Here is a 20,712-nt window from a genome sequence, read left to right as displayed (position 1 = left end):
GAGTAACCCTATGGGGTAATTCAGCCCCAACCCGTAACTACAGGTAAGATATTGCCCCATGTATTTGAAATCGCTGACTCTGAAGGGCTTTAAATCCTTCGCTTCGGCGACGACGATGAAATTTGAGCCCGGCATCTGCGCAGTTGTCGGGCCAAATGGGTCCGGAAAGTCGAATGTCGTCGATGCACTCGCGTGGGTTATGGGTGAGCACTCCGCCAAGACCCTCCGCGGCGGCAAAATGGAAGATGTCATCTTCGCGGGTACCTCGGGGCGAAAGCCCTTGGGGCGCGCGGAGGTCACTCTGACCATCGACAATTCCGATGGCGCACTTCCCATTCAATATAAGGAAGTCTCTGTCACGCGTCGCATGTACCGCGACGGCGCCAGCGAGTACGAAATCAATGGTTCCCGCGTCCGCCTCATGGACGTCCAAGAACTCCTCAGCGACACCGGCATTGGCCGCGAGATGCACATCATCGTCGGCCAGGGCCGGCTTTCGCAGATTCTGGAGTCCCGCCCTGAGGAACGTCGCGCTTTTATTGAAGAGGCAGCGGGTGTGCTCAAGCACCGACGCCGCAAGGAGAAAGCGCAGCGCAAACTCCAATCGATGCAGGCCAATCTCGACCGGCTGCAGGACCTCACGGGCGAACTCTCCCGTCAGCTCAAACCGCTGAAACGCCAGGCTGAGGCAGCCTCCCGCGCTCAAACTGTGCAGGCAGACCTCCGTGATGCCAAGTTACGCCTGGCCGCGGCTGACTTCGTGGATTTGCAGAATAGTCTCAACGACATTGCCGGTCAGGCCAAACTCATTGAGGAAAAGGTCGAGGCTGCCACTGAGCGCGCCGAGATTGCCGCCGAGCGTACCGCAGAGTTGGAAGCCGAACTGGAGGAGATCACTCCAGCCGCGGACGCCGCCCGTGACCTGTGGTTCCGCCTCTCCGCGCTCGGCGAACGTATTCAGGCGACCGCCCGTATCGCTGCCGACCGCGCAGCCGACCACTCTGTTACCCCATGGGTCGGCCCCGACCCGGACTTCCTGGAGCAGCGTGCCGACGATGCCGCTACCGAGGAAGCTACGCTCGCCGAGGCGGAAGCAGAGGCCCGCGAAAAACTGGAGGAAATCCGCGAAACACTCTTCGATGCCGAGGAGATTTTCCGCGAAGCCGAGGCGGAGCACCTCGCTGCCGTTCGCGCGATTGCCGACCGCCGTGAAGGTGTGGTTCGCCTTATCTCCGCAGAAGAATCGCTGCGTACCCGCCTGGAAGCTGCCGAAGCCGAGGCCGCGCGACTTAGCGAGCAGACCGATGAGGCCGACGAACGCCGCGCCGATGCCACTGAAGCCGTAGAAAACGCCGCCCACGAACTCGCCGAGGCCGAATTCGAAGGCCCCGAGCTGCAGGGTGCCTTTGAGCAGGCTAACCGCGAAGCAGAGCTGGCAACCACGCGTCTGAAGGAACTCCGCGCCGACGAGCGCGATCTCGAGCGCAGCGTCTCGGGCCTATCCGCCCGTATCGACGCCCTCGAGACCGCCCGCACCGCCGCCGCCAACGACGGCACCGCGTGGTTGCGAGAAAAGCACGGCCTCGGCGCGCTCTCTGAGGTCATCGATGTCGACCCCGGCTGGGAGAAAGCACTCAGCGCCGCCCTCGGCGCGGCCGCCGAAGCATTGGTCAGCGGAGGCAGTGGCGAGTCGCTTATCGACGAGCTGGTGACCTCCGGCAAGGGCAGCGCCGTTGTTATCAATTCTGCGGACGCATCCGATTCCTGGCGGTTGGACATCACTTTGCCCGCGCAGGCTTCCTGGTTGCTCGACCACGTGACGGTACCTGCCAACCTTTCGGGTTCCCTGACCTCTCTACTCGTTGACGTCGTGGCCTGCGACGACGAGCAGGTCGCTCGTGACCTGGTGGAACAGGACACGCGATTGCGCGTCGTCGACCGCAATGGCGTGCTGCGTGGTTTCGGCTGGGTAGCCGGCGGCGCCGGTGGATCTGCCTCGGGCGTGGAAATTGCCGCGGACATCGCCAAGGCCCGCGAGGAGCTGGCGGAAGCGCAGACGCGCTTGAGCGACCTCGGTGGTGTGCTCTCCGGTGCCCAGGCCGAAGAGGAGGACCGCCGCACGGACGCGGCTGCCGCCCGCGCAGCTCTGCGCGAACACCAGAGTCGCATGAAGGTGCTTACAGATGCCCGCACTCGAGCCACGGCGCAGCTGTCCGGAGTGGTTCATGATGCCGAACGTGCTGAGCAGCGCGGGGCCGAGGCGGCTGAGCGAGTAACGAAGCTCCACAAGGAGTTGGCGGAAGTTGCCGACCGGCTGGCTCGCGTTGACCGTGACCCTGAGGAGGGGGAACCGTCGACAAGCGAACGCGACCGTGCGTCGGAGGCGCTGACGGCGGTGCGTGCCATGGAGACGGAGGCACGCCTGTCGCTGCGCACAGCTGAGGAGCGTCTGTCGAGTGTGCGTGGCAAGGCCGAGCGGTTGCGTCGGCAGGCGGCGTCGGAGCGAGTGGCGAAGGCTCGCCATGAGCAGGCGCAGCTGGCGAAGGTTGCACAGCGCGAGTTGGCTGAAGCCGTCGCGGAGCTAGCGGAGGATCTGCACGGGAAGGTCCACGTGTCGCTGGCGCGGGCAGAGGCTGACCGCGATGATGCCGAGGCGCAGAAGAAGACGGTGTCCCAGGCGCTGGCAGCCGCTCGCACGGAGGCGAACACCTCGCAACGTGAATTGGCGCAACTGACGGACTCGGCGCACCAGGGAGATATTGCCCGTGCGCAGGCGCAGGTGCGCGTGACGGAAGCCGCGGAGCGTATCGTCGACCAGCTGGGACTGTCCGTCGACGACCTACTCGCGGATTTCACGCCCGACGAGAACTTTGACCGCGCGGCCGTGACGAAGCAGCTCAAGCAGGCGGAGAAGGACCTGCGCGTGCTCGGCCGCGTCAATCCGTTGGCGTTGGAGGAGTACAAGGCGATGGAGGAGCGCTACTCCTTCCTGTCCACCCAGCTTGACGACGTCCTCAAAGCCCGCCAGGATCTCACCGATGTGGTCGAGGAAGTCGATGCCACGATTCTGCAGCTCTTCGCAGACGCGTGGAAGGACGTTGAGGCAGAATTCCCGGCGGTCTTCCAAACGCTCTTCCCCGGCGGCGACGGACGATTGGTTCTCACCGAACCGGACAACCTGCTCACGACGGGCATAGAGGTTGAAGCACGCCCACCGGGCAAGAAGGTTAAGCGCCTGTCTTTGCTCTCCGGTGGCGAGAAGTCGCTGACGGCGCTGGCTATGCTTGTCGCAATTTTCCGTGCTCGCCCGAGTCCCTTCTACGTGCTCGACGAGGTGGAAGCCGCGCTTGACGACGTTAACCTGCGCCGCCTCATCGCGCTGCTGGAGGAACTCCGTGCGACTAGCCAGCTGATTGTCATTACGCACCAGAAACCGACGATGGACGTTGCGAATGTGCTCTACGGCGTGACCATGCGGGGCGACGGTGTGACACGAGTAATCTCGCAGCGAATGTCACCGGCGTCCGCGTCCGAGGCGACGTCGGCGGAGTAGGTGATGAAGAGTAGTTGATACTGCATAATGAGAGTTATGACTCCAACTCAGTGGATACTCCTCGTCGTCGCGATTGTCGTTATTATCGCGCTGCTTTTTGTTGTGGGCTACGTCCGCAGGAAGAACCAGCGCATTTCTTTTGCTAAGGAAGAGACTAAGGAGCTCACCCAGCAGGAGAAGTCTGGAAATTACCAGGCCACTAGTGGTTTTAACTTTGCTCCGGCAAGCGGCGGAACCGCTACCCGCGAGAAGCAGCCGGTTGAAAAACCGATGCCCAAGCCGGCGGAAAAGCCTATTGAAAAGCAGGCCCCGGAACCAGTTGAAAAGCGGGCAGATGAGCCTGTTGATAAGTCGACGGATGGTTCCCTGCTGAAGCCGGAAGGCCAACTGCCTATTCCCGATAACCCCACCGAAATGGAGGGGAATCACGACCGCGTAATGCGGGAGATTCCCATTGATTTGCCTACCGGTGGGGAACAGGAACCCGAATCTGAGCCAAAGCCACAGGCGAAACCAGAACAGAAGGCAGAGCCTGAGGTAGAGGTAGTTCCTGCGCCAGAACCAGAACCGGCTCCAGAACCAGAACCGGCTCCAGAACCCGAGGTCAAGCCAGAGCCAGAACAGCAGATTGAGTCCATCGATCCCGCTGAGGGGCGTTTGGGCCGTCTGCGCGGTCGACTCTCTCGTTCGCAGAATGCGATTGGGCAATCCGTGCTGGGCATTCTGGGCGCTGGTGACCTCGATGAGGACGCGTGGGAAGAGGTCGAGGACATCCTGGTGATGGCTGACCTCGGCGCGGCTGCGACGCAGCGTGTCGTCGATAAGCTGCGTGAGCGTATCGCCAGCCAGAAGGTGAGCACGGAAGAGCAGGCGCGTGCCCTGCTGCGTGAGGTGCTGATTGAGGAGTGCAAGCCTGAGATGGATCGCTCCATTCGCGCACTTCCGCACGAGGGGAAGCCCGCAGTGATTCTGGTGGTCGGTGTCAACGGCACTGGCAAGACTACGACGACGGGCAAACTGGCTCGTGTGCTGGTTGCCGGTGGCCACCATGTTGTTCTCGGTGCAGCCGATACCTTCCGTGCTGCTGCGGCAGATCAGCTGGAGACCTGGGGCCGTCGCGTTGGTGCGGAAACTGTTCGTGGTGCCGAAGGTGCGGACCCGGCCTCCATTGCATTCGAGGCGGTGGCCCACGGCATTGAGTCCGGTGCTGATGTGGTGCTCATTGACACCGCTGGCCGTCTGCACACCAAGGTTGGTCTGATGGACCAATTGGACAAGATTAAGCGTGTCGTGGAGAAGAAGGCTCAGGTAGACGAGGTCATCCTGGTTCTGGACGCTACGGTTGGCCAGAATGGTCTGCTGCAGGCTCGTACCTTCCGTGACGTTGTGGACATCACTGGCGTTGCTCTGACCAAGCTGGATGGCACCGCAAAGGGCGGTATTGTCTTCCAGGTACAAAATGAGCTGGGTGTGCCGGTTAAGTTGGTCGGCCTCGGTGAGGGTGCTGACCACTTGGCGCCGTTTGAGCCGGAGAGCTTTGTCGACGCGCTGCTCGGTGGTCGCAAATAGCAAGAACAAGCCGGAGATTTCCAGCCCCCAGCAGGCCCATGAGCGGAGATATGTGCCAAACCTAGGAGCCAGCGGGTACGGTAGAACAGTTAAGAAAAGATAAGGCAAAAGGGGAGCTGGAAACTTGTTTGAGTCTCTTTCCGATCGTTTGACGGGTGCCCTGCGGGGCCTGGGCGGGAAGGGTCGCCTGACCGAGGCGGATATTAACGCCACCGCCCGCGAGATTCGGCTGGCTCTTCTGGAAGCCGATGTCTCCCTCGAGGTTGTCCGTACTTTCATTAAGCGCATTAAGGAACGCGCTAACGAAATTATTGACAGCCAGACGGTCAACCCGGCCAACCAGATTATTGAGGTCGTCAATGAGGAACTGATCAACATCCTCGGCGGTGAGACTCGACGCCTCAATATGTCGAAGCAGCCGCCAACGGTCATCATGCTGGCCGGTCTGCAGGGTGCAGGTAAGACCACCTTGGCCGGTAAGTTGGCCAAGTACCTCACGGATCAGGGGCACACCCCGGTTCTCGTTGCCTGTGACCTGCAGCGTCCGGGTGCTGTGCAACAGCTGGAAATCGTCGCTGAGCGTGCAGGCGTCCCGTGCTTCGCGCCATTCCCGGGCACTAGCCTCGACTCTACCCACGAGATGGGCACCAGCGAGGACAACCCAGTTGACGCCGCGTTCCGAGGTCTCGCGTACGCGCGCCAGCACCGTCATGACGTAGTGATTATCGATACCGCAGGCCGCCTGGGTATCGACGAGGTGCTGATGAAGCAGGCGCGCGATATCCGCGATGCCATCAAGCCGCACGAAGTTCTGTTCGTCATTGATTCCATGATTGGTCAGGACGCAGTCGAGACCGCCAAGGCCTTCCGCGACGGTGTCGACTTCACCGGCGTTGTGCTCACCAAGCTCGACGGTGACGCACGCGGTGGTGCCGCGCTGTCCATTCGTGAGGTCACCGGAAAGCCCATTTTGTTCGCCTCCACGGGCGAAAAGCTGGAGGACTTCGATGTCTTCCACCCAGACCGTATGGCCAGCCGTATCCTGGGCATGGGTGATCTGAAGACTCTGGTTGAGGTCGCTTCCAAGGAAATCGACCATGAACAGGCTGCCAAGTCCGCCCAGAAGATTGGCTCCGGCGAGCTGACTCTCGAGGACTTCCTCGAGCAGATGATGATGGTCCGCAAGATGGGGCCAATTGGAAATATTCTCAAGATGCTCCCCGGCGGCGCGGAAATGTCCAAGGCCGCCGAGATGGTCGATGAAAAGCAGCTCGACCGCATCGAGGCGATTATCCGCGGTATGACTCCGGAAGAGCGAGAGAATCCGAAGATTCTCAACGCTTCACGACGTCGTCGTATCGCCAACGGTTCCGGCGTATCCGTCTCGGAAGTCAACCAACTGATCGAGCGCTTTAATGAGGCTCGGAAGATGATGGCGCAAATGGCCGGTCGTTTCGGTATGGGCGGTGGCCGCCCATCGAATCGTAAGGCCAAGCGTGGCCGAAAGGGCAAGGGCAAGAACAAGCGCAAGGGCGCTAACCGCGGTCCGACACCACCGAAGGCGATGCGCGGTGGCGGAATGCCTGGAATGCCCGGTATGCCTGGCATGCAGGGGATGCCAGGTATGCCCAGCATGGCTGAACTGCAGAAGTTGCAGAAGCAGATGGGCAACCAGCTGCCAGAGGGGATGGAGGATTTCGACCTCAATAACCTCGACTTTGGTCAGGGCAAGCAGGGCAAGAAGTAGCCGCGGCTAGGCCTAGCTAGCCCTGCAAGCTCGCCTGAATCTGGCGCTCCATCTCCGTGCTGAAGGTGGACGCCAATTCATCGGTGATGTGATTGCTGTCGCGATAGACGTAGATGTTGCCGATGATATTTCGGCAGGTTGTCGGCCCGCAGAAGACGTCGGAGAAATCCAGGCTATGCCCGTTGGGGAAATTCGCAAGAATCTCCTCAGCGGGATTTTTTGCACTTAAGGCTGTTTCTCGGGCAATAGTGCAATCTTCCTCAGCGTCGTTACACACGCTTGGCAGGAACTGATTCAAGTCCGGGTGCAGGGCCCAGGGGTTGTCACGGATGGCGAAGAAATCGATTCCGCGCTCTTGCATAGCTTCAAAAAACGCAATGTAGCCACTGGGGGTGTAGTCCCCGGGCTGCGGCGGATCCGCCTGAAACAGGGGCCTGGTGGATGTGGTAAAAACCATCTCCGGTTGAATCTCGTCAATTTTCTTCAGTGCCTCAATTGTCCGAGGCATGCAGGTTTCGCCGACACCGTGAATTGGCTCTAAGGTCGCGGGGCACCCCTGGCGTAGAAGCGGTATCACTCGGTATCCGTGCTTCTTGCCGTAGGCATCGATCGGAGCAAACCAGTGCTCCATATGGGAACCGCCGATTAAGACAATTGCCTTGTTGGCGCTTGAATCTCCATAGACACAGGGTTTACTCTCATCGCGCCAACGACGGTGTGTAGGAAAGAAGGCGATGTCTTCTTCGCTTGTCGCGAGGCAGCCATCTAGGGCCGGCTCTGGCCACAGATCGGTGATGAAGTCGGTATTTGGTTTGGGGGCCGTCTTGGGAACCTTGTATCCGTCGGTAAGCGCGAGTGCGCCTGGGTAGATCAGCGGATCGAGTTTTGCGGTGGCGGCGCGGTCGACACGTACCTGTTGGACAGTGACGAGGCTGGACATGCCAACCATCATGACAACGAGTACGGCGCTTGCAATTGCACGACGTCGGGCTGGGCGGCGAGTCTTTATTGCATGGATAGCATTGCCGACGACGGGCTGTGTGCGAGTCGGGCGGCGACTTGACTGAGCCAGTGGCAGCTCGACGTATTTGTTGGTGAGCTTGGCCAGAATGAAGGAAACGATAATGACTGCGGTGCCCAGCTTAATCCCGGGAACATCGCGGTTAAGGTAGTTTGTCGCCAGAATGAGCAGTGGCCAGTGCCAGAGGTAGAGGGCGTACGCGCTCTGTCCGATGTCTCGCATTGGTCGGCTGGCTAGGAACGTGGAAATCCAACCGGCATTGGGGCCGGCGATGATAATCAGCGCCGCGCCACCGAGTGGCCATAGTGTCCATGGGCCTGGGAACTGAGCGGCGCCATCGAAAATGAAGCCGGTGGAGACGACTAGCGCAAGTCCAACAGTCGCCAGAGTTACTCGCAGCAGCTTGGGCATAGGGATGCTGCCGCGGACAAGAACTAGTCCGAGCAGCGCGCCGAGTCCCAGCTCCCACAGTCGACTGACGGTGGAGTAGTAGTTCCACCCCTGGTTCTCGGAGTGCATATAGAAGGCATACGCAAGCGAACCGATAGTAATGACAACCAGCAACGGGATGAGGATTCGGCGGAGTTTGCCCCCGGTGGCGTCGGTACGCTTCGCGTCCGCAGGTGAGGTGATCGAACCGACGATTTCCGGCGAGCGTGTTATCCAGGCGAGCAGGGAAATCAGCAGAATTGATCCCAAGTAGAACTGCCCCTGCACCGACATTGACCACAGATGCTGCAGCGGTGAGGTTTCACTGTCAGCGGCAGCGTAGTCCGATCCCTGGAGCGCCAGTTCGTAGTTCTGGTAGTACAGCAGGCTGGCGCGGACCTGCTGGGCCATATCGATAGTGCGAAGTGAGGGGAGGAAAACGATGACAAACAGTGTCGTCGCGAAGAGGACCAGCACTAATGTTGGGATTAAGCGGCGAAGTGTTCGCCAGATGCTCCACCATGGGTTGATGGATTGCCTGGGGTTGATGGCGTTGCGGTACTGCGCGCCAAAGAAGAAAAACCCGGAGAGCAGGAGGAAAACATCCACACCACCGGAAACGCGGCCGACGTAGACGTGGAAAAGGACTACGAGGGCAATCGATATACCCCGTAGTCCGTCCAAGTCGTATCTATATTGGGTGCCGGTGGTTTTCATAGGTTGTTACGTTACCCCACAGTCAACGACGTTCAGCTTTAGAAGGTGGCGAGCGTTGTGCATATGGCGCTCAGCATATGGGTTTTGTTATTTGTTCAAACCTGCTGGTAACATTCCTCGAGTTGTCTCATGTGAGGCACAACTGCGAATTCATCGGATCCGGCCACGGCCGCCCGGTGGTCACGCGCAGTGTAAACATTCCAAGGACAAAACCGGTCCGAGGCACGTCGTTTGTACAGCGTAAGTACATAGTCAGTAGTTACTAGCGGGCCCGGATGCATAAGTATTGTCCAGTGACATAGAAGAAAGAGGAACTCCTCATGGCAGTCAAGATTAAGCTGCAGCGCCTGGGTAAGATTCGTACCCCGCAGTACCGCGTTATCGTTTCCGACGCTCGCACCCGCCGTAACGGCAAGGTCATTGAGAACCTGGGCATCTACCAGCCGAAGGAAGAGCCGTCGGTTATCCAGATCGACTCCGAGCGCGTTCAGTACTGGCTGGGCGTCGGCGCACAGCCGACCGAGCCGGTTCTGGCTCTGCTGAAGGTCACCGGTGACTGGCAGAAGTTCAAGGGTCTTGAGGGTGCAGAGGGTACCCTGAAGGTTGCTGAGCCGAAGCCGACCAAGCTCGAGCTGTTCAACAAGGCTCTTGAAGAGGCCAACAACGGCCCGTCCGCTGAGGCCATCACCGCTAAGCGCCGCGAGGCCAAGGAAGCAGCTAAGGCTGCTAAGGAAGCTGAGGAGGCCGCTAAGGCTGCTGAGGCTGAGACTGCTGAGTCCGAGACTTCTGAGGACGCTGAGTAAGCCGCTTAGCTAATCCGGGCGCTACCTTATACTTCAAGACGAAGTGTTGGGTGGCGCCTTTTTGTTTATATAAAGTGCTTTTACAGAACGGGAGTGTGCGCGTGTCGGTGGCTGACATGGTGCTAATTGGTCGGGTCATTAAGCCCCACGGTGTGCGGGGGGAGGTCGTTGTCGATGTGACTACGGATGACCCGGAGGGGCGTTTCGCAGTTGGCGCCACGCTGTTGGGCGTACAAGCTGGCCGCGAGGAACAGCTGACCGTGAAAACGGCACGGTCGCATCAGGGGCGGCTACTGGTTCGCTTCGAGGAAATCCCGGGTCGCAACGAGGCCGAGCGCCACCGCGGCATGAAGTTCTACGCCGAGCCTGTTTTCGAAGACGAGGATTTTTACGACTTTGAGCTTGAAGGTTTGCGCGTACTCCACAACGGCACCGACATCGGCGAGGTCACGTCCATCGTCCGAGCACCCGCGCACCGTCTCCTTGAGGTCACTCTTGACGACGGGGCCCGGGAGGTCCTCATCCCTCTGGTAGAGGAAATTGTCCCGGAGGTTGACCTGGAGAACTCGACAGTCACCATCACTCCGCCGGAAGGACTGTTGGAGCTGTGAGCTTACGTCTCGATGTAGTTACCATCTTCCCGGAGTACCTCGAGCCGCTGCGTCATGCGCTGCTGGGCAAGGCTATTGAGCAGGGCATTTTGAGCGTCGGCGTGCACAACCTGCGCGACTGGGCGCCAGGTGTGCACCAGGCCGTGGATGATTCCCCCTACGGCGGTGGCCCCGGCATGGTTATGAAGCCGGATGTCTGGGGTCCCGCTCTCGATGCGGTGGCGGCGTTGAAAGCGGAGCAGTCGCTCACATCCGCGGTGCCGCACCTGGACAATGTCCGTCACGATCAAAAGCTGGGCTTGGCCGAGGAATCTTCCTATGCTGCAGCGGAAGCGCCGTCGTTAAGCGAGGAAGACGCAGCGAAGCCGCTGCTCATCGTCCCGACGCCGGCGGGCGAGCCGTTTACGCAGCAGATGGCGCAGGAGTTCTCCCACGAGGAGCACATTGTGTTCGCGTGCGGTCGCTATGAGGGCATTGACCAGCGCGTTATTGACGACGCTGCCAACCGCTACCGCGTGCGTGAGGTCTCTATCGGCGACTATGTGCTGATCGGTGGGGAAGTGGCAGTGCTGGTCATCGCCGAGTCCGTCGTGCGGTTGATTCCGGGCGTGTTGGGCAACCGGAAGAGCCATGAGGAGGACTCCTTCTCGGACGGTCTACTTGAGGGGCCGTCGTACACCAAGCCGCGTGAGTGGCGTGGCTTGGAAGTGCCGGATGTTCTGCTCAGCGGAAATCATGGACTGGTGGACCGCTGGCGGCGTGATCAGGCGCTGATTCGTACGGCCGAACGCCGCCCCGATTTGCTTGCCGATGTCGACCTCAGCGCCCGTGACCGAGAAGTGGTCAAAGAAACAATCGCAGAAGTAGCCGAGGAGAATCGCTAGTGGCACGTGTCCGAATTGCGTGCCCCCGGCACGTCGTTGGCTGGTTGGCAGTCCTCGGGGCACTGGCATGGTTTACCCAGACGCAGCTGGCGGGGAGTGTGGATCAGTCCTTTGCTGGCTGGGTCAGTGGGCTCCAGGGCGCGCGGGATGGTCGCGTCGACAGCTTTATGGTGGGCCTGAGCGAGATAATCCGGCCGATGTACATAGCACCGGCCACTCTTGTTGCGGCAGCACTCCTGTGGTTTCGCTTTCGCGCGTGGGCGCTGTTGCTGCCGGCATCATTCGGCTCGGCGATTGCGGTGACCTACGCCATGAAGTGGTTTGTAGACCGCGACCGTCCAGGAGAAGAGTTCTCCCTGGTCAACCTGCACGACGCGGCATTTCCCTCCGCCCATGTGGCGGCGGTTACCTCCAGCGGTATGGCCACGATGCAGCTGGCCATCCCGGTGTTGCGGCGCACCGCCCGCAAATTGCTCGACCTGGCCATCATCGCACTAATCGGCGCCGTGGCACTGTCGCGCGTGTGGGTTGGGGCGCATTGGCTCACTGATGTCATTGGCGGTCTCATCGCCGGGGTTATTGGCCTGGCCGTTGCGCTGCTCGTACTTAGGAAATGGCCACGAGCACGGCGGTATGCGCTGCCATAGTCTCCTCGTAAAAGGCCACGAGTTCGCGGTAGCGCTTGGCCGCGGTGGTTTCGTCGATAAGCGAACCGTTGTCCTTGATGCGAGCGGCAAGATCGATGTTCGCCAGCGTCTGATAGACATCGTCGACGCGATCGGCGCGGATGACTGCGGACAGCGGCTTGCGGCAGACGCGGTCGGCGCCGAGGATAGCCTCGGCCAACGGGTCGCCGAGAGCCTGGCCGTCGATGGGATTACCTGTCAGGGTGCGCAGCAGGGACTCCCAGTCGGTGTCGATATCCAGGGCATCTTCGTCCGGAACGTCGACGAAGTGCTGTAGGATAATCTTCTCCGCGCCGTCGTTGACAAGCCCCGCCGTGCCGCCCTCGCTGGTCGCGGCAGGCGCTGCGACCTCAACTAGCCGCGCTGCCTCCTCGTCGGAGATGCGCAGGTATTCGGCACAGAGTTTCTGCTTCATGGGGCTCCTTTTCCGGGGATTACTGCGAGCCTTCTGTGGGGCGTTCGCCAATCGGTACTTCCACGATAGTAAAGTTGCCCGGGTGATTTCATCAGTAATTGCCCGAGAACTCGCTGCCACTGGTGCGGACGTTGCCGAGAGCTCCGTCGCCGCTGCCATCAAACTTCTCGATGAAGGCAACACCGTGCCCTTCATCGCCCGCTACCGCAAGGAAGTAACCGGCGGACTCGACGACACACAGCTGCGTTTCATCGAGGAACGCGTCGTCTACCTGCGCGAATTGGAAGAGCGCAAGCAGACGATTCTCGCCGTTATCGAAGAGCAGGGAAAGCTTAACGACGACCTGAAGGCCGCCATCCTCGCCTGTGACACCAAGGCTCGGTTGGAGGACCTCTACCTGCCGTACAAGAAGAAGCGCAAGACCAAGGCCGATATTGCGCGTGAGGCCGGGTACGAACCGCTGGTGGAGGAGCTGCTGGCCGACCCCGCCGCAGACCCTGAGGCGTTGGCTGCCAAGTACGGCGAAGCAGCTGGCAAGGACGCGAAGGATGCCCTGACCGGTGCTCGCGCCATCTTGGTCGACCGCTTCGCTACTGACGCTGATCTGGTTGGTTCCGTGCGTGAAAAGGTATGGTCCTCCGGTTCCGCCGCTGCTGCCGTGGTGGAGGGCAAGGAGACCGCGGGCGCGAAGTACCGCGATTACTTTGAGCACAACGAGCCACTGGAGACCATGCCGAGCCACCGCGTGTTGGCCGTGTTGCGCGGTGAGGCCGAGGGCATTCTGACTCTCAACATCGATGCGGGTGAGGACGAGACTTACGAGCACATGATTCGTGAGGCCTTCGAGCTTCCCGACGGCGGTGCTTCCAAGTGGATCGACCAGGCCATTCGCTTCGGTTGGCGCACCAAGTTGGAGGTGTCCGCTGCCCTCGATGCCCGTACCCGCTTGAAGGAGCGCGCCGAAGCTGAGGCCGTGGATGTCTTCGCCCGTAACCTGCGCGACCTGTTGCTGGCCGCACCGGCTGGCCAGCGCGCCACGCTCGGCCTGGACCCGGGATACCGCAACGGTGTGAAGTGTGCAGTGGTCGACTCCACAGGAAAGGTGCTCGACACTACCATCGTCTACCCGCACCAGCCGCGCAATGATTGGGCCGGTGCCAAGGAGCAGCTGGCAACTCTCTGCGCCACGCACCGTGTGGAGCTCATGGCCATCGGTAACGGCACCGCTTCCCGAGAGACCGAAACCCTGGCCCGCGAAATCGCCGACCTCATCGCTCAGGCTGGAGGCAAGAAGCCGACCCCTGTGGTGGTATCTGAGGCCGGTGCTTCCGTGTACTCCGCATCGTCCCTGGCAGCAGCCGAGTTCCCAGATATGGATGTCTCTCTCCGCGGTGCGGTCTCGATTGCCCGCCGCCTGCAGGATCCGCTTGCCGAGCTCGTTAAAATCGACCCGAAGTCCATCGGCGTCGGCCAGTACCAGCACGACGTTTCCCAGACCAAGCTCGAGCACTCCCTGGACGCTGTGGTGGAGGACGCGGTGAATGCTGTCGGTGTGGAGGTCAATACCGCATCCGCGCCGCTGCTCGGCCGCGTCGCCGGTGTGTCCTCGACGGTGGCGGACAACATTGTCGCCTACCGAGACGAAAACGGCGCCTTCGCCTCCCGCAAGGAATTGCTGAAGGTTCCGCGTCTCGGCCCCAAGGCCTTCGAGCAGTGTGCTGGCTTCCTGCGCATTCACGGTGCTACCAACCCGCTGGATGCCTCTGCAGTTCACCCCGAGTCCTACCGCGTTGTCGATGCCATCGCTGCGTCAGCTGGCGTTAGTGTCCAGGAGCTCATCGGCAACTCCCGCGTCCTGTCCAAGGTGCGTGCCGAAGACTTCGTCGACGAGTCTGTCGGCATCGGTCTGCCCACAATCCAGGACATCTTGACCGAGCTGGACAAACCCGGTCGCGACCCGCGTCCCGAGTTCGTCACCGCCACTTTCAAGGAAGGCGTGGAAAAGGTCTCCGACCTTAAGCCCGGCATGATCCTCGAGGGCACGGTCACCAACGTCGCGGCCTTCGGCGCCTTCGTCGATGTCGGAGTCCACCAGGACGGTCTGGTCCACATCTCCAACATGGCCCGGGGCTTCGTCTCCGATTCGCATGAGGTTGTCCGCTCAGGTGAGGTCGTCAAGGTGAAGGTGCTCGACGTTGACGTCGAACGCAACCGCATTGGTCTATCGCTCAGGCTTGACGACGATGCCTCGGAACCCAAGCCGAAAAGTGCAGGCGGTCGCGGGGAACGCCGTGGAGGCGGCCGAAAGCGGGGTTCTCAGAACAACCAGAATAAGAAGCGCGGCGGCGCTCGCGGTGGAGGCGGTTCCATGGCCGACGCGCTGCGCAGGGCGGGCTTTTAGCGCTTGATTTATTAGCGCATAGCCATTAGCGCATAGCCATTAGCGCATAGCGTCGATGCGGCTGTTGATCTCTCCCGCGACAGTCGCAGCCATTCCATCCGGTACGACGATGGTGTAGCTGGAGCCTGAAGTCTCAATCTTGACGGCCTCGCCCGACCGGGCCGCAACGCTGATGCGACCGTCATTGCCGAGGCGAAGGCCAATACCGCCACCATCGGCCCAGTTATATTTCCCCGGTGCCGCGTACTTAACGGTTCGAAGCTCGATGCGGTGCTTCATCTTCAATGGTCCGCAACCGTTAAAAATAGTGATGGAATCTGTCTTTGGGTCGGTATTTAGTGTTATGCCGGTCTCATATGCAATGAGGAATAGCGGCGTGCACAGCAGGAAAATAATGCCGAGGCTGGGAAGGAACACTGCGAGCGCTACAGACACCACGCACCAGACTGCGAGGGCGACCTTGACACCCTTAGAGATGGTCACACTGACATCGATGGGAGTCGGGTCTCCTTCTCTGTGGGGCAACTCTGGCGATGCAGGTTCGGTGACCGTGGCGTCGGTAAGCGAAGAGTAGTCCTTGAGGCGGCGCGCCACGAATAGGGCAGCGACTAGACCGATGACGACACCGGCGATTGCATAAAACCAGCCGATTCGGGCGGTCGTCGGATCCGTCGTGTTGAGTTGCGGGATGATAATCGCGAATTCAATGCCGATTAAGAAGCCGCACAGGGCGAGATTGGTTATTGCAATTGGCTTGCGTACGACAAGCGGCGTTTTAGTCTTGGCGCCGAGCCAACCGATCTGCGCACATGCGATGACGATGATGGCCGTAATCAATGTGCTTTGAATCGGCGGCATGAAACCGTCTGGCGTGTCGCCGCCGCTCCAGTGCGTTGCTAATTGCTCCGGTAGTCGGTCAGAAATGGCAATTACCCACAGAAGCTGTGCAATGGCCAGAACGCACGGGGCGATGATTGTTCCTCTAACAATCCAGGGGTCAAAGCGTGGAATCTGCTGCATGGAGACAATTTAGCAGTTTTTTTGGGGGGGGAGGGCAGCGATGCACGTCGGTGATGCACGTTGCTAGTGCGCCTTGGTGATGCATGGTCCGTCTCGAACAATGACCTCGAAAATAAATGCGAGAAAATTTGCAAAAAGGGGTTGTTCAATCGAACAGGTATGCTAAGATGAAAGCATCAAGATCATGAAGTACTTGAGCATCTCTTCTCGGTGTTGGGGCTTTTGGGGGAGCAATGTCTGATCAAGTTAGTCCAGCCAACCGACCGTCCGATGTTTACGAAGCGGCTCTGCTGCCTGAAGCGCCGCAGTTTTTCCACGAGTCATCCACTAATCCGTTGGCGATTGCGGGCATCCAGCGCAATCGCTTAGAGCTGGATATTTCTTTGAGCTGTGCGCCTCAGTCGCTTGAAATAGATGTGGATGCCTACATTGCTGAGATTGCACCCGAGCTGGGGATTGCCCGTGGTAAAGCGTTGGAGTATGTGGAGGTCGGGATCCAGCTAGCCCTCATGCCTCGGCTGGGTGCTTTCGTCAAGGCTCGTGCTCACTTGCCTTTTCGGCATCTGCTGACCATTGCCCGCGCAACGGCGCCACTGCAAAACCCAGAGGTGCGCGAGGTTGTAGAGGAAGAGATTGCGCGCTTTGTTATTCCTCGCAGACAAGGTGAAGTTCTCCGAGGAATTCGTAGTCTGCACAAGTTCTTGCAACGGGTAATCGAACAAATTGAACCCCAGCTGCGTCCGAAAAATCTTCCGGGTGACGTTGACCCGCTTCTTCCCGCTGGCGAGCGCGAGATAGTAGGGGAGAGCATCGGTTTTGAAGACGGCGACAACTTTGCGGAAGTTTTCATGGAGCTGGAAAAGACCCGCGCTCTCGAATTCAAGGCCACGCTCCAAGCTATCTCCACCTCGGCCGGCTGTACCCGCGTCGAAGCTCTGACACACCTTATCCGTGGCACCGCGGAAGCGAAAATCGTTCTGAACCTGTACTGTCCCGCTACCGAAGAGCGTCCGCGCACCGCCTGGCTCGGCGGTGTGGGGTGGATTTCGCAGTTGGCAACGCAGGCGTGGATCGACAAGGTCACGCATATCCGCTTGCTTGCCGACGAAACCGCGGAGGGCTACACCCCAACTGAAAGCCAGCGAGCATACATCCAAGGCCGCGACGGGACGTGCCGCTTCCCTGGCTGCGATGTCCCCGCAGAATTCTGCGACATTGACCATATTGAGCCCTACAACAAGGAAAACCCAGCCGAAGGTGGGGCAACAGAAACTCCCAACCTTCACTGTCTCTGTCGCCGACATCACAACATGAAGACGGCTGGACTGTGGAATGTTGCACGGGATCGAGATGGTGTGGAACTGTGGACGTCGTCAAGCACGGGCAAAAAGACGGTGAGCATGGAAGACGGGCCGCTCGCCGGGCATGGGCGCTACACCTTTGACAAGCGGGGGCTACGAATGGCCCAAGCGCTGGAAGAATATAACCAGTACCGCCAAGAGCTCATTGAGCAATCGCAGAAATTGGTCGAGCAAGCGCGCAGGGGAGAAGACACCGACACGCCTGACTCCGACACGCCCGACACCGAAGACCCGCCGAACATGAATGAGTTTGGTTTCTGACCAGGGGGTGTGTAATAATCTTCGGGTTGTCTTTATAGGCAGCTTTACCTGTTTCGGGCATGAACCGGCCGAGCGTCCCTCCGAGGGAAAGTGCCGCCAGGGTCCTCTGTCTATGCAAAAAGTAAAGGAATAAGTTTCCATGAACATTCTTGACAAGGTTGATGCAGCATACCTGCGCGACGATATCCCGGAGTTCCGCGCTGGTGACACCGTCGAGGTCGACGTGAAGATCGTCGAGGGTAAGACTGAGCGTATTCAGGTCTTCAAGGGCGTTGTTATCCGTCGTCAGGGCGGCGGCATCCGTGAGACCTTCACCGTCCGCAAGGTTTCCTTCGGTATCGCTGTTGAGCGTACCTTCCCGGTGCACTCCCCGAACATCGATGAGATTCGCGTCGTCTTCAAGGGCGACGTTCGCCGTGCGAAGCTGTACTACCTGCGCAACCTGCGCGGTAAGGCTGCACGCATCAAGGAGCGCCGCTAATCTTATGGCGCTTATGGCGCAAAATATTCCCCATCGAGTGTTGAGCTCGGTGGGGATTTTTCTATCGCGTATAGTCGTTTCTCATGACCGACGACGATTCGCGTGAACAGACTGACGGCCAAGAACAAGACCGTGCTGAGGGCTTGAAAGGCTTCCGAACTCTTGACGAGGAGCCGGAAAAGCGCACGCCGTGGTACATCGAAATCCCCATCATTATTGTGATTGCCCTGCTTATTAGTGCAGGTGTGCAGTCCTTTATCGGCCGCGTCTATGTGATTCCATCCGAGTCAATGCAACCGACGCTCAATGGTTGCGCCGATTGTACTGGTGACCGCATTTGGGTGGATAAGGTTTCCTACCGGTTCTCGGATCCCAAGCCTGGCGACGTGCTCGTATTCAACGGCCCAGACTCATGGAACAGCACCTATGTCTCGCAGCGTTCCACGAACCCGGTAACGAATTCGCTGCAGACGGTAGGATCCTGGATCGGTCTGGTCGCACCCGATGAAAACGCGTTGGTGAAACGTGTGATTGCGACGGGAGGCCAGACCGTGCAGTGTCGTCCGGGAGACCCCGGCATCATGGTCGATGGCAAAATGACGGAGCAGGACTTCATTAAGACTCCGGCGGATAAGCCCGTCGCGGAGGACCTCGGTTCCGCTCAGTGTGGTGGCCCGTACTTCGGACCCGTCACTGTGCCAGAGGGGCATTTGTGGGTCATGGGTGACAATCGCACCAACTCCGCAGACTCTCGCTACCACATCGGTGACGAGCTGCAGGGTACTGTGCCGCTGGATAACGTCGTCGGCAAGGTGCAGGCAATTATTCTGCCGTTCAATCGTATCGGTGGCGTCGATGACCCGGACATCCAGCACAACTAGGCCCAGCACAACTAGGCTTCCTGCACCACTCGCAGCACCAAAACTACGCAGACTGAAGCAAGCGCGCACGATGGAAGTCGCATTGGCAAAGCGCGGCTTCGGTCCGGTAGCTGGGGTCGATGAAGCCGGCCGTGGTGCCTGCGCCGGTCCAATCGTCATCGCCGCCTGCTGCCTTCCCGAACGCCCCATCGCAGAGCTCGACAAGCTCACCGATTCCAAGAAACTCACGCCCGCCGCACGCGAGCGCCTCTTTCCACTCATCCAACGCTTCGCCACCTCTTTTTGCGTGACGACGATCCCCGCGTCCTACATCGACCAATTCGGCATCCAGGATGCAAACGTAACCGGGATGCGCCGCGCGGTAGCTGGGCTCGGGAAACGTCCGGGCTATGTGCTTACCGACGCGCTCAAGGTCCCCGGCTTCACCGCTCCCTATTTGCCCGTTGTTGGCGGTGATTCCGCCTGTCGATGTATCGCCGCTGCGAGTGTCTTAGCCAAAGTCACCCGCGACCGCATTATGGTTGACCTATCGGAAAAGTATCCGGGCTATGGTCTGTCGGGGCATAAGGGTTACGGCACGGCATCGCATATGGAGGCGATTTCGCGCTATGGCGCAACCTCAGAGCATCGGTGGTCATACCGCAATGTGCGCATGGCACACGCGGAGTACCTTGAGCACCTTAACTAGGCCAGCCTTTAGACCAACATGTACAAACGAGCAACATGTAAAAATTCGAAGGAGCCGTCGCGGTCGTGAGCGCAGAAGATCTAGAAAACTACGAGGCCGACGTTGAACTTTCCCTGTACAAGGAGTTCCGCGATGTTGTTAGCCAGTTTTCCTACGTCGTTGAGACGGAACGCAGGTTCTACCTGGCCAACGCTGTAGAGCTGATTCCGCACAACAGCGAAAACGAAGTCTATTTCGAGCTGCGAATGTCGGATGCCTGGGTGTGGGACGTGCACCGCCCGGCGCGATTTGTTCGTTACGTGCGCGTTATTACCTTCAAGGACGTCAACATTGAGGAATTGGATAAGCCTGACCTACGTCTGCCGTAGCTAGTCATAGTTTGTTATAGCTAGTTGCGAGCAGTTATCCACAGTCGAAAAATTATCCACAGTTGAGGCCTTCCGAACACTTTTCGGAGGGCCTTTGTCATGTCCGCTGTGCAAGAGTGTTTTCCAACTGCCACGGCAACAGTAAGCCACGGTAACAGTAAGCCACGGCAACAATTCGACGGGGGAATAGGGGACCGAGAACATGACACAGAGCGACATGACACAGAGCGACATGACACAGAGCATTGAAGAACTGACCACGAGGCAGCTCGGCGCGTTAGGGGAGGATATCGTCGCTGAGATGTTGGAGGACCAGGGGTGGGACATCGTTGCTCGCAATGAGCGTGTCGGGCGCTATGAGCTTGACATTATTGCGGAGGACATCGAAGGCACGCTGCATTTTGTGGAAGTAAAAACACGACGCAGCTCGCGAAGTAGCCAGTTTGGGGATGGTCGAGAAGCCATCACAGCGACGAAACTCATGCATTTGCGCAAGGCGGCTGGACAATGGCTGTCCGAAAGCTTTACGTACTGGGCGGAGGCCGTCACTATTGACTGCGCAGAAGTCACGGTGTCCAGTCCTTCGGCCAGTTCTTCAGACAGTCCGCCAGTTGCAGCAGTGACGTACATTCACGCAATCGGCGATGCCAACATGTGGGACTGCTAAATGACTGTCGGAACAGCCCTTGCAGTCAGTCTCAGCGGTATTGAGGGAACCATTGTGCAGGTGGAAGCTGATGTCGGTCGAGGCCTGCCGGGGATGAAGCGTCCTGGGTTTAGTTCCGCTTCTTTTACGGCCCTGTGTTGATGGGCTGG

The 20,712-nt window shown here is 59.5% G+C and carries 18 protein-coding genes; 15 read left to right on the top strand and 3 right to left on the bottom strand.

Annotated features, from left to right (window positions below; translation table 11 throughout):
- The first annotated feature begins 58 nt into the window (after positions 1–58).
- From smc to ffh, 3 genes are all read left to right on the top strand, one after another.
- A complete protein-coding gene (gene smc, locus Q0U90_RS09460) occupies positions 59–3,553 on the top strand; it encodes a chromosome segregation protein SMC (protein WP_297454111.1) in 3,495 nt (1,164 codons plus the stop codon).
- Positions 3,554–3,589: 36 nt separating this feature from the next.
- The gene (gene ftsY / locus Q0U90_RS09455) at positions 3,590–5,122 is read left to right on the top strand and encodes a signal recognition particle-docking protein FtsY (RefSeq protein ID WP_297454108.1); all 1,533 of its coding nucleotides are present in this window, start codon (positions 3,590–3,592) and stop codon (positions 5,120–5,122) included.
- 124 nt (positions 5,123–5,246) lie between these two features.
- Entirely contained in the window at positions 5,247–6,869 is a 1,623-nt protein-coding gene (gene ffh / locus Q0U90_RS09450; protein WP_297454105.1) for a signal recognition particle protein, read from the top strand.
- A gap of 16 nt (positions 6,870–6,885) precedes the next feature.
- Here the strand turns inward: ffh and Q0U90_RS09445 are convergent, their stop codons facing one another.
- On the bottom strand, positions 6,886–9,036 hold the full coding sequence (locus Q0U90_RS09445; RefSeq protein ID WP_297454102.1) for an acyltransferase family protein: 2,151 nt from the start codon (positions 9,034–9,036) through the stop codon (positions 6,886–6,888).
- A gap of 320 nt (positions 9,037–9,356) precedes the next feature.
- Here Q0U90_RS09445 and rpsP point away from each other — a divergent pair, with 320 nt between their 5' ends.
- From rpsP to Q0U90_RS09425, 4 genes are all read left to right on the top strand, one after another.
- Positions 9,357–9,839, top strand: coding sequence for a 30S ribosomal protein S16 (gene rpsP / locus Q0U90_RS09440; protein ID WP_297454100.1), 483 nt, complete (start codon positions 9,357–9,359; stop codon positions 9,837–9,839).
- Positions 9,840–9,946: 107 nt separating this feature from the next.
- On the top strand, positions 9,947–10,450 hold the full coding sequence (gene rimM, locus Q0U90_RS09435; protein ID WP_297454202.1) for a ribosome maturation factor RimM: 504 nt from the start codon (positions 9,947–9,949) through the stop codon (positions 10,448–10,450).
- Positions 10,447–11,334: a tRNA (guanosine(37)-N1)-methyltransferase TrmD gene (gene trmD, locus Q0U90_RS09430; protein ID WP_297454098.1), complete on the top strand. Its 888-nt coding sequence runs from the start codon at positions 10,447–10,449 to the stop codon at positions 11,332–11,334. Before rimM ends, trmD begins: the two co-directional genes overlap by 4 nt.
- Positions 11,334–11,981, top strand: coding sequence for a phosphatase PAP2 family protein (locus tag Q0U90_RS09425; RefSeq protein ID WP_297454095.1), 648 nt, complete (start codon positions 11,334–11,336; stop codon positions 11,979–11,981). The genes trmD and Q0U90_RS09425 overlap by 1 nt, the downstream gene beginning before the upstream one ends.
- Here Q0U90_RS09425 and Q0U90_RS09420 read toward each other — a convergent pair.
- The gene (locus Q0U90_RS09420) at positions 11,941–12,435 is read right to left on the bottom strand and encodes a DUF1877 family protein (RefSeq protein WP_297454092.1); all 495 of its coding nucleotides are present in this window, start codon (positions 12,433–12,435) and stop codon (positions 11,941–11,943) included. The two genes, Q0U90_RS09425 and Q0U90_RS09420, sit on opposite strands and share 41 nt — an antisense overlap.
- 82 nt (positions 12,436–12,517) lie before the next feature.
- Here Q0U90_RS09420 and Q0U90_RS09415 point away from each other — a divergent pair, with 82 nt between their 5' ends.
- A complete protein-coding gene (locus tag Q0U90_RS09415; protein WP_297454089.1) occupies positions 12,518–14,836 on the top strand; it encodes a Tex family protein in 2,319 nt (772 codons plus the stop codon).
- A gap of 39 nt (positions 14,837–14,875) precedes the next feature.
- On the opposite strand, the gene Q0U90_RS09410 is transcribed toward Q0U90_RS09415, so the two are convergent.
- The gene (locus Q0U90_RS09410) at positions 14,876–15,856 is read right to left on the bottom strand and encodes a DUF1648 domain-containing protein (protein WP_297454086.1); all 981 of its coding nucleotides are present in this window, start codon (positions 15,854–15,856) and stop codon (positions 14,876–14,878) included.
- 233 nt (positions 15,857–16,089) lie between these two features.
- Between Q0U90_RS09410 and Q0U90_RS09405 the strand changes: the two genes are divergently transcribed.
- The 7 genes from Q0U90_RS09405 to Q0U90_RS09375 all read left to right on the top strand — a co-directional run bounded on the left by Q0U90_RS09405 (position 16,090) and on the right by Q0U90_RS09375 (position 20,704).
- Positions 16,090–17,478: an HNH endonuclease signature motif containing protein gene (locus Q0U90_RS09405; protein ID WP_297454083.1), complete on the top strand. Its 1,389-nt coding sequence runs from the start codon at positions 16,090–16,092 to the stop codon at positions 17,476–17,478.
- A 139-nt stretch (positions 17,479–17,617) separates the two neighbouring features.
- Complete coding sequence (gene rplS, locus Q0U90_RS09400) at positions 17,618–17,959, top strand: 50S ribosomal protein L19 (protein WP_297454080.1); 342 nt, start codon at positions 17,618–17,620, stop codon at positions 17,957–17,959.
- Positions 17,960–18,042: 83 nt separating this feature from the next.
- The gene (gene lepB, locus Q0U90_RS09395; protein WP_297454077.1) at positions 18,043–18,840 is read left to right on the top strand and encodes a signal peptidase I; all 798 of its coding nucleotides are present in this window, start codon (positions 18,043–18,045) and stop codon (positions 18,838–18,840) included.
- Positions 18,841–18,892: 52 nt separating this feature from the next.
- Positions 18,893–19,528: a ribonuclease HII gene (locus tag Q0U90_RS09390; protein ID WP_297454199.1), complete on the top strand. Its 636-nt coding sequence runs from the start codon at positions 18,893–18,895 to the stop codon at positions 19,526–19,528.
- A gap of 65 nt (positions 19,529–19,593) precedes the next feature.
- Positions 19,594–19,896 (top strand): DUF2469 domain-containing protein, encoded by a 303-nt coding sequence (locus tag Q0U90_RS09385; protein WP_005509529.1) that lies wholly within the window; start codon positions 19,594–19,596, stop codon positions 19,894–19,896.
- Between the two features lie 232 nt (positions 19,897–20,128).
- Positions 20,129–20,563 carry a YraN family protein gene (locus Q0U90_RS09380; protein WP_297454074.1) on the top strand — a complete coding sequence of 145 codons (435 nt, stop codon included), beginning with the start codon at positions 20,129–20,131 and terminating at the stop codon, positions 20,561–20,563.
- A complete protein-coding gene (locus Q0U90_RS09375; protein ID WP_297454071.1) occupies positions 20,564–20,704 on the top strand; it encodes a hypothetical protein in 141 nt (46 codons plus the stop codon).
- Positions 20,705–20,712 lie beyond the last annotated feature (8 nt).

Source organism: uncultured Corynebacterium sp. (assembly GCF_946998835.1).
GTDB lineage: Bacteria > Actinomycetota > Actinomycetes > Mycobacteriales > Mycobacteriaceae > Corynebacterium.
This window is presented reverse-complemented; position numbering and strand designations above follow the sequence as displayed.

Coding starts and splice junctions, on each gene's coding strand:
- smc (WP_297454111.1), top strand. CDS start 59: ATGTATTTGAAATCGCTGACTCTGAAGGGCTTTAAATCCTTCGCTTCG.
- ftsY (WP_297454108.1), top strand. CDS start 3,590: ATGACTCCAACTCAGTGGATACTCCTCGTCGTCGCGATTGTCGTTATT.
- Q0U90_RS09445 (WP_297454102.1), bottom strand. CDS start 9,036: ATGAAAACCACCGGCACCCAATATAGATACGACTTGGACGGACTACGG.
- rpsP (WP_297454100.1), top strand. CDS start 9,357: ATGGCAGTCAAGATTAAGCTGCAGCGCCTGGGTAAGATTCGTACCCCG.
- Q0U90_RS09420 (WP_297454092.1), bottom strand. CDS start 12,435: ATGAAGCAGAAACTCTGTGCCGAATACCTGCGCATCTCCGACGAGGAG.
- Q0U90_RS09410 (WP_297454086.1), bottom strand. CDS start 15,856: ATGCAGCAGATTCCACGCTTTGACCCCTGGATTGTTAGAGGAACAATC.
- Q0U90_RS09405 (WP_297454083.1), top strand. CDS start 16,090: ATGTCTGATCAAGTTAGTCCAGCCAACCGACCGTCCGATGTTTACGAA.
- rplS (WP_297454080.1), top strand. CDS start 17,618: ATGAACATTCTTGACAAGGTTGATGCAGCATACCTGCGCGACGATATC.
- lepB (WP_297454077.1), top strand. CDS start 18,043: ATGACCGACGACGATTCGCGTGAACAGACTGACGGCCAAGAACAAGAC.
- Q0U90_RS09380 (WP_297454074.1), top strand. CDS start 20,129: ATGACACAGAGCATTGAAGAACTGACCACGAGGCAGCTCGGCGCGTTA.
- Q0U90_RS09375 (WP_297454071.1), top strand. CDS start 20,564: ATGACTGTCGGAACAGCCCTTGCAGTCAGTCTCAGCGGTATTGAGGGA.